Raw genomic sequence first — 13,368 nt, 5'->3', positions numbered from 1 at the left:
GGGGCAGGGACCCGGTCCCCCGCCCCGCGTACGGAACCGGCCTGCCGTCAGTTCAGACGCAGCTCGGTCGAAGGCGCGAACAGGTGCATCTTGGCGGGGTCGATGTGGATCTTGACCACATCGCCCACCTTCGGCAGCTGACGCGGGTTGACGCGGATGGTGGTCAGCTTGTTCTGATCGGACATCACCGTGGCCTTCTCGGCTGCGGAGTCGTCGGTCAGGATGTTGCCGTAGATGTAGCCGTCCGAGCCCAGGTCTTCGACATTGGCCACGGACAGGGAGAAGGCGTCCGCTTCTCCGGCGCCGGCCAGTGAGGCGTCCTCGGGGCGGAAGCCGACCACGATGCGGCCGTTGTCCTCGGCTGTGAGCTTGTCGACGGCTTCACGCGGCAGGGACACCGTATCCTCGCCGATCTTGGCGTGGCCATCCACGACCGGATGGATGTTGATGTTCATCGACGGCGAGCCGATGAATCCAGCCACGAAGACGTTGTCAGGGTGATCGTAGAGCTCGGTCGGCGCGCCCACCTGCTGCAGGATGCCCAGCTTGATGACCGCGATCCGGTCGCCCATGGTAAGGGCCTCGGTCTGGTCGTGGGTCACGTACAGGGTGGTCACTCCCAGCTGCCGCTGGAGGGCCGCGATCTGGGTGCGGGTCTGCACACGCAGCTTGGCGTCCAGGTTCGACAGGGGCTCGTCCATCAGGAAGACCTTCGGCTGGCGGACGATGGCGCGCCCCATGGCCACACGCTGCCGCTGGCCGCCGGACAGGGCCTTGGGCTTGCGGTCCAGGAATTCGGTCAGATCCAAAATTTCGGCAGCCTTTTCGACCCGCTGACGGATCTCGTCCTTGGGGGTGCCAGCGATTTTCAAGGCGAAGCCCATGTTGTCGGCCACTGTCATGTGGGGGTAGAGGGCATAGTTCTGGAAGACCATGGCAATGTCACGGTCCTTGGGCTGCATGGTCGTGACATCCTTGCCCCCAATCATGATCCGACCCTTGTTGACCTCCTCAAGGCCCGCCAGCATGCGCAGGGTCGTGGACTTGCCACAGCCCGAGGGGCCGACAAGCACGAGGAATTCGCCGTCCTTGATGTCCAAACTGAGGTCATCCACCGAAGGGTCATCATTGCCCGGGTAGATGCGGGTCACATGCTCGAATACCACTTCCGCCATTGTTCATCCTTTCATCGGCAGGTACGTGCCGAACGATCCGTAGTGAAGGGGTTCCACTGTGGTACCGCCTCGAGCCCGGCCATCCATGGTGGGGTCGCAGAACGGTTTTGACTTTTCGCTTAAGAGACACTCTCCCTTGAGCCAATGCCAGTATACACCTGAAACCGCCCCTGCCAGCGCAATGCAGGCCATTGGATGGAACACAAAATCACCCGGTACATCAACGTACCTCGAAACCTTGCCCCTTGGCATAAGACCTCAGATCTCTCTGCCAGGCTGATATCCCATCAGACAGCTGAATCTCGCCGCCGAAGGCCTTGCCTACGAAATCGCCATACTTGCCCCTTGCATAGACCTCGAAAGGCAGGAACTGATAGTCGGTGGATACTTGGGAAGCCCCCTGGGCGAGTACCTCATTGAACTTCTGGCCGCCGAAGTACTCCACATCCTGACCTTGGGCATTTTTGACTGTTGTGGCGCCCAGGAACTCCTTGGACTTCAGCGTCTTGGGGTCGGCCGGGAATGCACCACCTTCAACCCTTGTCCTGATGCCCGCAGCGTCATGGTTCGCAAACTCTATGAACTGCCAGGCCGCATCTTCTTTCGTTGTCTGTGCCATGACCACCAGGGACGAGCCGCCAAGCTCAGAGTTCCTGGTCTTCCCATCAGGCGTGGGCATCGGAGCCACACGCCACTTGCCAGCCGCGCCGGGGGCTGAATTGGCGAAATTTGCTGGCATCCATGCACCTGTCAAAAGCCCGGCGAGCGAACCATCGCTGAACCCCTTGAACCATTCCTCAGTCCAGGGCGCTGTCTTAGTGTCCATCAATCCTTCGGAGATCATCTTTTGCCAGAACTGCGTGAACTCCCGGGTCCTGGCGTCTCCAGTGAGGTTGATGGTCACCTGCGACCCGTCCGCCGATGTTTTGAAGGGATGGCCGCCGGACAGCCAGGCCATTGAATCGAACACACCGGCATCGCCATAGTCGACCATGATCATGGAGCCGGCTGCCTTGATCCTTTTTGCTGCTTCGTAATACTGGTCCCAAGTCCTGACCCGAGTGGCGTCGACACCTGCCTTGTCGAAGACGTCCTTGTTGTAGAAGAAAGCCATTGGACCCGAATCCATGGGCAAACCATATACCTTGCCGCCCCACTGGACCGAAGCCCATGTACCCGGGGTGTAGAATCCCTTGTAACCGTTAGTTCGATCGGTGATATCAATCAGGTGCTTACCGATGACGTACTGAGGTATCGCCATGTATTCGATCTGAGCCACATCGGGAACACCGGATCCCGCCTGTAGTGCGTTGTCCAAAGCGGTATAAGCCTTATTCCCCGTGCCCACGTTCTGCAGCTTGACCTTGATGCCGGGGTTCTTGGCCTCGAATTTGGCCACCACCCCCATGAGGGTCGGTTCCCAGGCCCACACACTCAATTCGGTTCGGCTGGCGGACCCCGAAGAGTCCACAGAGGCAACGGAGCCGCCAGAACCACATGCAGCCAATCCAATAAGCACGGCTCCGCTGGTCATCAGAGCCAGCAGCTTACGTATTGCAGTGAACCTCATCGTTTCCACTTCCTTCCCGGACCGCGTTTCACGGCCATGGATGAAGCAACCCCCGTATATAGTCATGCACCGAGCCTGACCAAGTCCAGCCAATCGTCACCCACTCCTCGCTGAGGGGCGCAAAGGCCAAAGCCGACTGACGGGCGCTACTACTGCGCTACCCATAATACACGTCTCGTCTGGGTAAAAACAGGAAAATGACAACGGCGTCCCCCTGGCCCGTTGCGGGCCAGGGGGACGCCGACGATTAATTAGTTCTGTGCCCGACAGCCGGATTCGTCCGATTTTCGAAGACCATCAGTCACTTGACCTCGAAGCCCTGCTGCTTGGCATACGAAACCATGTCCTTCTGCCACGCAGCGATGCCGTCGGTCAGCTTGGCGTCGCCGGTGAATGACTTACCGGTGAAGTCGCCGTACTTCCCACGAGCATAGACTTCGAAAGGCAGGAACTGGTAACCGGTGGAGACGGATTCGGCCGCCTGCGCCAAGACCTCGTTATACTTCTGGCCACCAAAATATTCCACATCTTGTCCATCAGAGTTCTTGACCGTGCTGGCATCCAGGAATTCACTGGACTTCATGGTCTTGGTGTCAGCAGGGAAAGCGCCACCCTTGACCCGGGTGGAGACACCTTCAGAGTCGTGGTTGGCGAACTCGATGAACTTGTATGCCGCGTCGGCCTTTTTGGTCGAGGATATGATGCCCAGCGAGGAACCACCGTTCTCGGCATCGGTCGCCTTACCGTCAAGCGTAGGCATGGGTGCCACGCGCCACTTGCCAGCACCGCTCGCAGCGGAATTAGCAAGATTGGCCGGCATCCAAGCCCCGGTCAGCAGGGAGGCGATCGAACCGTCGGTCATGGCCTTGAACCAATCCTCGGACCAGCCGGCAGTCTTGGTGTCGATCAGGCCTTCGGAAATCATCTTCTGCCAGAACTCGGTGAATTCCTTGGCCCTCTCATCGCCGGTCAGGTTGAGGGTGACGTTCTTGCCGTCGGCCGAGGTCTTAAAGGGGTGGCCACCTGCCAGCCAGACCATCGAGTCGTAGAAACCAGCGTCGCCGGAATCCGAGGTGATGTAGGAACCGACAGCCTTGACCTTCTTGGCTGCCTCGTAGTACTCATCCCAGGTTTTGATCTGGCTGGCGTCCACGCCCGCCTTATCGAAAACATCCTTGTTGTAGAAGAAAGCCATGGGGCCAGAGTCCATGGGTAAACCATATACCTTGCCGCCCCACTGGACCGAAGCCCATGTACCCGGGGAGTAGAAGCCCTTAAAGCCGTTGGTCTTATCGGTGATATCCATCAGATGCTTGCCGATGGCGTACTGCGGGATAGCATAATACTCGATCTGAGCCACATCAGGCGCGCCCGAACCGGCCTGGATGGCGTTATCGAGAGCTGTGTATTCCTTGGTGTTGGTGCCCACGTTCTGGAGTTTGATCTTGATATCAGGGTTCTTGGCCTCGAACTTCTTGACGACGCCTTTCAGTGTGGGTTCCCAGGCCCACACACTCAGTTCGGTCTTTTCGCCACTCTTGCTTGCACCGGACGAACTTCCGGAACCGCCGCAAGCCGCCAGACTGGACACCATGGCAAGGCCAGCCACGAGGGCCAGGCCCTTCTTAGCCGCTGTGAACTTCATTGTTCCTCGTCTCCTTCCTTCAGCCGCCGGACGACGGCTGTAAACAGGCAATCCACAAGTCCGGCCGACCCAGCGATGGCGATGTCGTACCCCCCTCGCCATTGAGGACCAGCCTTCTCCCCGGCATATGGCCGAAGCCACCGACAGGAATGGTTGCGATAACATCTAGTATTATACACGCCTCTCGTATAGAACAAGCCGCTCTATGGACACGACACTTGGTATCGCAATCAGTGAGCCCGAGATTTGCGCAGCCAGCCCGGCCTCTCTCCTATCGCCTTAGCACCAGCACACCATTCGGCTCGACAACAGCTTGGCCGTCACCCCCAAGCCGGGCCAAAGACGCCACCAAAGGGCACCCCTCCACTTGAACGTGCACCGGACGCGCCCTCCTATTGAAGAGGAAGAGGAACCGCCTGCCATGATCCTCACTCACACGCTCAACGCGAAGCAAGTCACCGTCGCCGACCTGCTGGCCATTCTCCAAACCCATGGCCTGCATCATGGCGGGCAGACTACGCGACAGCCCTTCTCGACCAAGCTTGCAGCCCACGTAAACGGCACGCCCCCGGCCGAAAGTATTGACCGTAATGGCCGGAACCCCGTCCAAACCAGTCCTCTTCTCGGCCCTGTAAGTGACCAGAACCTTGGCACTCGGCGCGACAGAGGTAATCATGTCCGCCATATCACGAGCCACGGTCCCGTTGCTCAGGTCCAGATGGTCCAGCGCCCCTTCATCAGGACCCATCGGCACGAACTCCTCGGAACGTACGCCGACCACATCGCGGATGGAGCCGGGATAACCACCCAGCCAGATATGGTCACGCTCGTCCGCGATACCAGTGCAGTAAGTGGCGAAAAGCCTGCCTCCGGCCGATACATAATCGTGGACCCGGCGCGTATTGGCGCCATCCAGCAGGTAGACTGCCGGCAGAACCGCAACTTCGTACGAGTCCCAAGGACCACGGACCGGCACTACATCCGCCGTCAATCCTTGATCGGCCAAAGCCCGGAACCAGTCCAGAGGTTCGGTCCAATGCCGCACGCTCTGCGAGGGGGTGGCGGTATGCTCGGTGGCCCATTCGCTCTCGTAGTCGAAGACCACCGCCACCCTGGACTTAGCGAGACGGGTGCCAGACAAGCCATGGTCAGCAAGCAACCCCAAGTCTTTGCCCAACTCGCACACGTCACGGTATATCTGCGAATCGGCTCCCGAGTGAGGCAGCATGGCTGTATGGAACTTCTCAGCACCTGCACGGGACTGCCTCCACTGGAAATAGCAAATGGCATCTGCCCCGAAAGCCAGGTGGGCCAGCGAGTCCCGCACAAGCTGACCGGGCTCCTTGCGGTAGTTGATAGGCCGCCAATTGACCGCTCCGGTGGACTGCTCCATCAGCCACCATGGTTTTTTGCGGGCGATGCCATCCACCAAGGAGGCCGAGTAGGCCAGTTCGTCAAGATGCGCTTCGCCAGGTGCGAAGTAGTGGTCGTTTGAAACGAAATCCACTTCGCGCCCCCAGTCATCGTAATCCAGGTTCGTGCCCGCAGCCGAGACCATGAAATTCGTCGTGGCAGGCAAATTCGGGCATATCTTCCGGAGGACGTCGCGTTCGGCCCTATAGAAGTCCTTGAGTGCGTCCGAACTGAATCGCTTGTAGTCCAGGAGCTTCCCCGGGTTCATGAAATTGCCTTCGCCGATATAACGCGGCGGCAGAATCTGGGAGAAATCATCCAAGTGTTGGGCCCAAAACGCCGTGCCCCATGCTTCGTTTACCGCTTCAATCGTGCCATACCGTCGCCTGCACCAATCCTGGAAGGCACGCATGGCATCATCGGAGTAGTCAAAACGGTTATGGCAACCGTATTCGTTGCCCACATGCCAGCCGACGATCACAGGATCTTCCTTATAGTGCTCCGCCATGGCACGGCAAAGCCTGAGGGCGTAGCCGCGGTATATGGGGCTGGTTGGCCGCCAATGCTGCCGCGCACCGGGCCAGGCCACATCACCGCGTTCATCGCGCCAGAGCACCTCGGGATGGGATTGTGTAAGCCACATAGGCGGCGATGCGGTGGCGGATGCCATCAAGGCATGGATGCCTGCCCGACCGAGCTTGGACAGCACCCTATCCAGCCAGGCGAAATCATAGACGCCTTCGCGCGGCTCCAGCTTGGACCAGGAGAATATGGCCAATGACACCACATTGACTCCGGCCCGCTTCATCAGCTCGATATCCTCGTCCCATACACACTCAGGCCATTGATCAGGATTGTAATCCCCCCCATACCAGATTCGTCCTGCTGGCCAGTCTGCGGCCTGCGGCCATCGATAAGGCTCACGCCTAGTTTCAGACGCACCGGTCCTTTTATCGTGTTTCATGTGAAACCACTCCCATCAATTGCCGTACGACGGTCACTCTTTGACTGCGCCGGCGGCGAGACCGGATTGCCAGTAGCGTTGCAGGAGAAGGAAGGCGATGACCAGGGGGATAATCGTGACCAGGGAACCGGTGATGACCAGGTTCTGAATCGCCTGCCCGCCCGCAGTGGACGCCTGATCCTTCCACTGGTTCAAACCGATGGTCAGCGGATACCAGTCGGCGTCCTTGAGCATGATCAGGGGCAGGAAGTAGTTGTTCCAGGTCGCCACAATCGTGAACAAGGCCGTCGTCACGATTCCGGGGGCCAGCAGCGGCAGACTGACCTGCGCGAACGTGCGCCACTCACTCGCGCCGTCCACCCGCGCGGCCTCCAGCAGTTCGGTGGGAACGGCCTGCTCGGAGAAGATCCACATCAGATACAGTCCGAATGGGCTTATCAGGCTGGGCAAGATCATCGCCCATGGCGTGTTCGTCAGGCCCAGCTTGGCGAAAAGCAGGAACTGGGGAACCGCCAGCGCGATCCCCGGCACACTAATCGCCCCGATGATCACCGCGAAGACAGCCTTGCGGCCGGGGAAGCGAAACTTGGCAAGCGCGTAACCACCCATAATCGCCAACAGGGTTGCGCCGCCCGCGCCCACCACCACATACATCAGCGTGTTGAGCAGCCAACGGCCGAAGATCCCGTCCTGATAGGTGAATACGATAGCAAGGTTGTCCCACAACGCAAAACTGCGCCCCGGCCCCAGCCCAAAAGTACTGGTGAAATCGGCCTGCGTCTTCGTCGCGTTGACCAGCAGATAGGCGAACGGAAACAGGCAATACACAGCGAAAACGCCGCACACGACCGTCAACCACACCGACCGGCGCGGGTTCGCGGGGTTCGAGAAACCGGTCTCGCTGGAACGCCTGCGCTCCGCACGCTCATCGGCCGCAATGCGCCGCCGCCGGGCCCTCTCGGCCTTCTTGGCCCCGTGTTCCTGCGTCTTGAGCTGTGATTGACTGAGCCTGACCTGGGGCCCTTTCGTCGCCGCGCTCACTTCATCTGCTCCTTCATGCTGTTCAGCTGCACCGCGTACGCGATGGCCATCGTCATCGCCGCCATGACGATCGCCAACGCAGCCGCGTAATTGCTCTGGTTGCCCGAGAACGACAGGTTGTAGGCGTACATGTTCGGCGTGTAATACGTCGTGATCGCATTGCCCGGCACCATATTCTGCAGGATGCTCGGCTCATTGAACAACTGGAACGAGCCGATGATGCTGAAAATCACCGTAATCGCCAAAGAGCCCTTCAGCTCCGGCATCTTTATCCGCTTGACGATCTGCCACTCCGACGCGCCGTCAATCGCGGCCGCCTCGTACAGCGAATGCGGGATCGTGGACAGGGACGAGTAGAAGATCAGCATGTTATACCCGGTGAACTCCCACGTGTTGATATTGCCGATCGAAGCCAACAGCACCGAGGGCTGCAACACATCCACATGCACACCCAGCCACGAGTTCAGCGAACCCACCAACCCATACTTGGAGCCGTACACGAACCCCCAGATCAGGGTCGAAACCACCGCCGGCACCGCATATGGCAGGAACGTCGAGATGCGGAAGAACTTCGTGCCATGCAGCTTCATCGAATCCAAGGCCAGCGCCATCAACGCCGCCAGAGCAAGCATGATCGGCACCTGCACCACCGTGAACAAGGCCACCCGGCGCACAGAGCTCCAGAATTGCCCATCACGGAACAAACGAGAATAATTGGCGAACCCGCTGAACACCGTCCCGCCGATCATCCTCTGCTGGAAAAACGAGATCCACACCGCATACATGATCGGAATAACGAAAACGAACACGAACACCAAGGCGAACGGCCACATGAACTTCCAACCACGCCAATCTACCCTGTGCCTGCGCACCACGGCCCGCGGCGGATCAACGACCCCGGCCGCCTGGGTGTCTCCAGAGACCATCCTTATCCCTCTCCTTCGAAGGTTGAAGCCGCCACATTCCTTGAACGTCGGGAGCGTCGCGATCACTTCATTATGTTATCGTTATCATATTAGCACCGTACCGCGTGATTCCATAGAAGTGCTGCGGTGGCACAGCTGGTCGGCGCCGCTATACTTGGTGACGAAAACATCGTACGGCGAATCCAACCGGGAAAGGGACAGGCGGCAAGAGGAATGGAGCACCCACAGCCCGCTTCCATGCGCGACGTAGCCCAAGCAGCGGGTGTCTCCGCACAGACTGTCTCACGGGTGGCCAACGGTTCCACCGCTGTGCGCCCTCAGACGCGGCAACGGGTCGAAGCGGCCATGTCCAAGCTGGGCTACCGGCCCAATTACGCGGCTAGGGCTCTCAAACACGGACGCTTCAAAAACGTGGGCGTGCTGTTGTACAACATGACCTCGTACGGCAACGCCCGTATACTCAACGGCATCGTCACAGCAGCGGCCGAAAGCGGTTATGCGGTGACAGTGCACACCATCAGCAGGCGCGGCAATCAGAGTCTGGGATCAGCGATCAGGCACCTGCAGCAACTACCCGTGGACGGAGCCGTGGCCTTGCTCGAACGGCAGGTTCCCGACTTCAACGAATTCAGACCAGGCAAGGACATGCCTGTGGTCCTCGTCTCAGAGGACCCAGCCAACCACTGCCCCACCATCGACGCAGACCAGTACGGCTGCTCCATCGCCGTCGTGGATTACCTACTAAGCAGGGGGCACAGGACGGTCTACCATGTGGCCGGCCCCCCGACCTCCCGTGCAGCCGAAAGCCGTGCACAGGGCTGGCAGGACGCCCTATGGCAATTCGGAATCCCCCTACCTAAAACTTATGTAGGTGATTGGGAGGCCGACAGCGGTTACCAGGCTGGGCTGGCGCTGTCCCATGAAGACGAGTGCACAGCCATCTACGCAGCCAACGATCAGATGGCATACGGTGTGGTGCAGGGACTTGCGGCAGGCGGAAAGCGTGTGCCACAGGACGTAAGTGTGATAGGGGTGGACGACTCCCTGCTGGGGGTGGTCCCCAGGTTGGGCCTGACCACCATGAGGATGAAATTCAATGAAATAGGGCGTGAGGCCTTCTCCATGGTCCGCAGACAGTGCGAGGGCGAACAGGTGCCTGTCGGCGTCAAAACAGTAATCCCCGCAGAATTGATCGAACGCGTCTCAGTGCGCGATATCAACGACTGAACAGATGCCATAAGGGAAGTGCCACCTGCCCATCTTGTTCGCTCGGGGGGCCACAATGGAGGTATGGCTAGAGTGGATGCGCTGAATCTGCAGACCGGTGATGAGGTGGGCGGCTATACGCTGATCGCCCCCCTGGGCGGGGGTTCCATGGGATCGGTCTGGCGGGCACGGGACGACGGCGGTGTGGAGTATGCCATGAAGATCCTACGCGACTCCCTGGCCGAGGATGCGACCGGAGCGACGGACGGGCAGGCACTGGCGGAGAGGACTTCGGCTCGCGAGCGCCTGCGCCGGGAGGCCATGGCCCTGCGCAGGATCGACCACCCTGGTGTCTGCGGGATAGTGGATATGGAGCTGGACGACTCGCTGGCCTTCATCGTCACCGAGCTGATTGAGGGCCTCAACCTGCGCGACGACGTGGCCGCCAATGGAGCCTACCGGGGCGACGATCTGGAACGGCTGGCCCAGCGACTTGCCGAAGCCGTCGGTGCGGTCCACCAGGCCGGCATCGTCCACCGCGACATCAAGCCCACCAACGTGATGATCTCAGCGGCGGGGCCGGTCCTGGTGGACTTCGGCATCGCCATGGGGCAGGGCGAGTCGCACGTGACACGTACGGGCCTGGTGATGGGCACGCCCGGCTTCATCGCCCCGGAGGTGATTGACGGAGCCGAATCGGACGAGGGATCGGACTGGTGGAGCACGGCGGCGGTCCTGGCCTATGCGGCCTGCGGCAGGCCGGTCTTCGGCTCCAAACCGATGATGGCGGTACTGGAGCGGGCAGCCTCGGGTTCGGCCGATCTGACCGGGCTGCCGGCGCGGACCATGGCGGCTTTCCGCGCCGCACTGGCTCCCAGGCGTCAGGACCGTCCCTCCCCCGAGGCCCTGTTGGATGCGATTGCGACGGATGCCATGGATCCGCAGGCCTGGCAGGGACTTGACGAGACCGATGGCGGCGAGGACCAACCGAACGGGACCGACAGCCGGGGCACGGAGGAGCCTGCCGAGACGACCGTCCCTTTTGACGCATGCTCTTCGGTCGACCGGCGGCCCACCGGCCGGCTGGAGAGCGGACGAACGGAGACCCCCAACCCACGCGCAATATGGCGGGAGCAGGAGGACGAAGGGCGCACCCGGACCCTGTACAGTCCGGAAGATCCAGCCGTGACAGCGCCACTGCCTGGTACGACCAGACCCCTGCCGAACTATAAGGATGAGCGGGGTCCAGGGATGGGTGGAGAAGAATGGGGCCCGGAAGACGGGTACACGGCCCCTTTGGAAGGCACCAGCCCCCTGACTGCGGCCACCCGGCCGCTGCCGCCCATCAACGCCGCCCAGATTCCGCTGGCCGGAGCGACCCCCCGCATCGAACCAGAAAACGGACGGATGGACGCCCCCTCGGCATCCGCCCAAGTCGGTGGCCCATATGCCCAGGATGCACCCGCCCAACCGGCTCTCGTGCGTTGGGAGGACCGTCAGCGCCGGGGAGGCCCCGTCCTGTGGCTGATCGGCCTGCTGCTGGCCATGTTCGCCGCACTGGCGCCCGCAGCCGCGCTACTGACCTCCGCGCTGGTCCTGTGGGGGCTGTCCACAACCGGACTGAACCGGGGCGCCCAGATCAGTCGGGAGCTCAAACGTGGGGGAGGACGGAAGACGCGCGACACGGCATTCAGCCTGGCTTCTCTGCCCTGGCAGACCCTGAAGGCATTCGTCATGGCCCTTCCCCGCTGTCTGCTGCTGTTGGCCATTGATGCCTTGGGGATGGGGCTTGGTGGGTGGCTTCTGGGGGCCCCCAGGGTCATGGGACGGATACGCCTGCCCGGCCTCGACGCCCCCCTGCCGCTAATCGGTGGAACAGCCAGCTCTGTCACGGGCCTGCTGGCCGCCCTGTGTGCCCTGACCGGCTGGCTTGTGTGCGTGTTCGCCGGCGGCGGGCGTAGACCGTGTGACCCCATCGCCGGTCCAGGCATGCACGACTGGACGGTGGCCGTACGCCTGGGCGCCGGCTCCCTTGCCGGCTCATCCGCACGGGAGGAAGCCGCCGCCACCATCCTGCAATCGGCAGGCGAAGGCGGCGCGGTCGGGGACCAGCTCCCGGGCCGGACAGCGGCGAAGCGCGGCCGACGGCGCGCCTTCATCCTGCTAGGGCTGTGGGCGCTGGCTCTTACGGTGCTCCTGGCCTTCGCCCTAGGCGGCCCCGCCGTCGACTGGACGCCCTTGACCGTCACCCATCAACCTGTCTGAAGCCTGCCCCCCACCCTGGTGAAAGCCTCGACCGGAGGCTGCCGTTCTTCCCTCCCTTGGCTAGACTGAGTGACGATATCGGCGAAAGGAACTTGGACATGGCCAAACAGGACCCTCAGCAGTCGCAACGCCAGCAGACCGTGCGTGCAAACGCCGGCGCCAACCGCGCGGCGAAGGAGGCTCGGGAACGCGAGCGCCAGGCCGAGCTGGCCCGGGAGGGGCGCCAGCAGACCCTGATCGGCGTAATCGTGGCCGTGGTGGTCATCGCCCTGGTGGCTGCGGGCGGGTTCTTCTATTGGAAGTCCCACCGACCCGCCCCCCAGGACTCTCCTTCCTCGATCAAACAGGCCTACCAGGCGGTGCAGGCCGTCAAGGTCAAGCCGAGCCACGCCAACAGCCAGGGTGGTTTCCTCCTGTCGAAGGACGGCTTGGGCAAGGCCACCGAGGGCGCGCCGACCGTGGAGGTATACATGGACTTCATGTGTCCTGGCTGCGCCTCGCTCAACCGTTCCCTGGACCCTACGCTCGACAGGATGATGGACGCCGGCCAGCTGAATGTGGAGATCTACCCCATGAGTTTCATGGACCGGCTGACCACCGACGAGTATTCGGCCCGTGCCGGCTCGGCAGGCATCTATATCCTGGAGCACGACTCCCGGCACTTCTTCCCCTACATGGCCGCCCTCTACGCCAAGGACTTCCAACCCGACGAGACCAACTACCAGCCGGTCTCCGACGCCAGGCTCAAGGAGCAGATGCTCAAGGCGGGGGTCTCCGGGCAGGTGGCCGACGAGGCGTTGAAAGGGCAGTACAAAGAGTGGCTGTCCAAGATGAACAAGTACACGCCCATGCGCTCGGAACTTTGGAACACGAGCGGGCAGAGCAAGGGGTCGATGACAACGCCGACCGTACGCATCAACAAGCGTTTCTGGCCGGTGGATGGTCCTTCCAAGGCCGGTATGGACACACCGAGTGGGTTCCTGAAGTCCGTGGGGCTGCAGGCCAATCAGGTGGGACAAGCGGGTGTGATGCCGTCCATCGGCGCCAAAGGGGCTCCGATTGCGCTGACAGCGAGTTCCAAAGAATGACTTGAGGGTCGCCCAATACATATGCTACTGTGAGCGACCTTGCCCCCGGTAAGTTTGGGTCCGCGAACTCGGGGG

Annotated in this window: 9 protein-coding genes; 3 read left to right on the top strand and 6 right to left on the bottom strand. The window is 61.3% G+C overall.

Annotation, left to right across the window (positions count from 1 at the left end):
* Positions 1 to 47 precede the first annotated feature (47 nt).
* The 6 genes from CRD59_RS02900 to CRD59_RS02875 form a co-directional block, all read right to left on the bottom strand.
* Positions 48 to 1,175, bottom strand: a complete 1,128-nt coding sequence (locus CRD59_RS02900; protein ID WP_113853091.1) for an ABC transporter ATP-binding protein — start codon at positions 1,173 to 1,175, stop codon at positions 48 to 50.
* 220 nt (positions 1,176 to 1,395) lie between these two features.
* Positions 1,396 to 2,745, bottom strand: coding sequence for an ABC transporter substrate-binding protein (locus tag CRD59_RS02895; RefSeq protein WP_113853090.1), 1,350 nt, complete (start codon positions 2,743 to 2,745; stop codon positions 1,396 to 1,398).
* A gap of 301 nt (positions 2,746 to 3,046) precedes the next feature.
* Complete coding sequence (locus tag CRD59_RS02890) at positions 3,047 to 4,390, bottom strand: ABC transporter substrate-binding protein (RefSeq protein ID WP_113853089.1); 1,344 nt, start codon at positions 4,388 to 4,390, stop codon at positions 3,047 to 3,049.
* 271 nt (positions 4,391 to 4,661) lie between these two features.
* Positions 4,662 to 6,767, bottom strand: a complete 2,106-nt coding sequence (locus CRD59_RS02885; RefSeq protein ID WP_113853088.1) for a beta-galactosidase — start codon at positions 6,765 to 6,767, stop codon at positions 4,662 to 4,664.
* A 33-nt stretch (positions 6,768 to 6,800) separates the two neighbouring features.
* Entirely contained in the window at positions 6,801 to 7,808 is a 1,008-nt protein-coding gene (locus tag CRD59_RS02880) for a carbohydrate ABC transporter permease (protein WP_113853087.1), read from the bottom strand.
* Positions 7,805 to 8,734: a carbohydrate ABC transporter permease gene (locus CRD59_RS02875; RefSeq protein ID WP_113853086.1), complete on the bottom strand. Its 930-nt coding sequence runs from the start codon at positions 8,732 to 8,734 to the stop codon at positions 7,805 to 7,807. The genes CRD59_RS02880 and CRD59_RS02875 overlap by 4 nt, the downstream gene beginning before the upstream one ends.
* A gap of 237 nt (positions 8,735 to 8,971) precedes the next feature.
* Here CRD59_RS02875 and CRD59_RS02870 point away from each other — a divergent pair, with 237 nt between their 5' ends.
* From CRD59_RS02870 to CRD59_RS02860, 3 genes are all read left to right on the top strand, one after another.
* Complete coding sequence (locus CRD59_RS02870; RefSeq protein ID WP_201736531.1) at positions 8,972 to 9,961, top strand: LacI family DNA-binding transcriptional regulator; 990 nt, start codon at positions 8,972 to 8,974, stop codon at positions 9,959 to 9,961.
* A 63-nt stretch (positions 9,962 to 10,024) separates the two neighbouring features.
* Positions 10,025 to 12,205, top strand: coding sequence for a serine/threonine-protein kinase (locus CRD59_RS02865; protein ID WP_113853084.1), 2,181 nt, complete (start codon positions 10,025 to 10,027; stop codon positions 12,203 to 12,205).
* Between the two features lie 98 nt (positions 12,206 to 12,303).
* Entirely contained in the window at positions 12,304 to 13,293 is a 990-nt protein-coding gene (locus CRD59_RS02860) for a DsbA family protein (RefSeq protein WP_113853083.1), read from the top strand.
* Positions 13,294 to 13,368 lie beyond the last annotated feature (75 nt).

Origin of the sequence: Bifidobacterium xylocopae, assembly GCF_003315615.1 — a bacterium.
In the GTDB taxonomy this organism is placed as follows: Bacteria; Actinomycetota; Actinomycetes; order Actinomycetales; family Bifidobacteriaceae; genus Bombiscardovia; species Bombiscardovia xylocopae.
Note: the sequence above shows the minus strand (reverse complement) of the source record. Positions and strands in the feature narration are given on the sequence as shown.

Bases quoted from the DNA above. Each gene is read 5' to 3' on its own strand.
- CRD59_RS02875 (WP_113853086.1), bottom strand. From the start codon at position 8,734: ATGGTCTCTGGAGACACCCAGGCGGCCGGGGTCGTTGATCCGCCGCGG.
- CRD59_RS02895 (WP_113853090.1), bottom strand. From the start codon at position 2,745: ATGAGGTTCACTGCAATACGTAAGCTGCTGGCTCTGATGACCAGCGGA.
- CRD59_RS02860 (WP_113853083.1), top strand. From the start codon at position 12,304: ATGGCCAAACAGGACCCTCAGCAGTCGCAACGCCAGCAGACCGTGCGT.
- CRD59_RS02870 (WP_201736531.1), top strand. From the start codon at position 8,972: ATGCGCGACGTAGCCCAAGCAGCGGGTGTCTCCGCACAGACTGTCTCA.
- CRD59_RS02865 (WP_113853084.1), top strand. From the start codon at position 10,025: ATGGCTAGAGTGGATGCGCTGAATCTGCAGACCGGTGATGAGGTGGGC.
- CRD59_RS02885 (WP_113853088.1), bottom strand. From the start codon at position 6,767: ATGAAACACGATAAAAGGACCGGTGCGTCTGAAACTAGGCGTGAGCCT.
- CRD59_RS02890 (WP_113853089.1), bottom strand. From the start codon at position 4,390: ATGAAGTTCACAGCGGCTAAGAAGGGCCTGGCCCTCGTGGCTGGCCTT.
- CRD59_RS02900 (WP_113853091.1), bottom strand. From the start codon at position 1,175: ATGGCGGAAGTGGTATTCGAGCATGTGACCCGCATCTACCCGGGCAAT.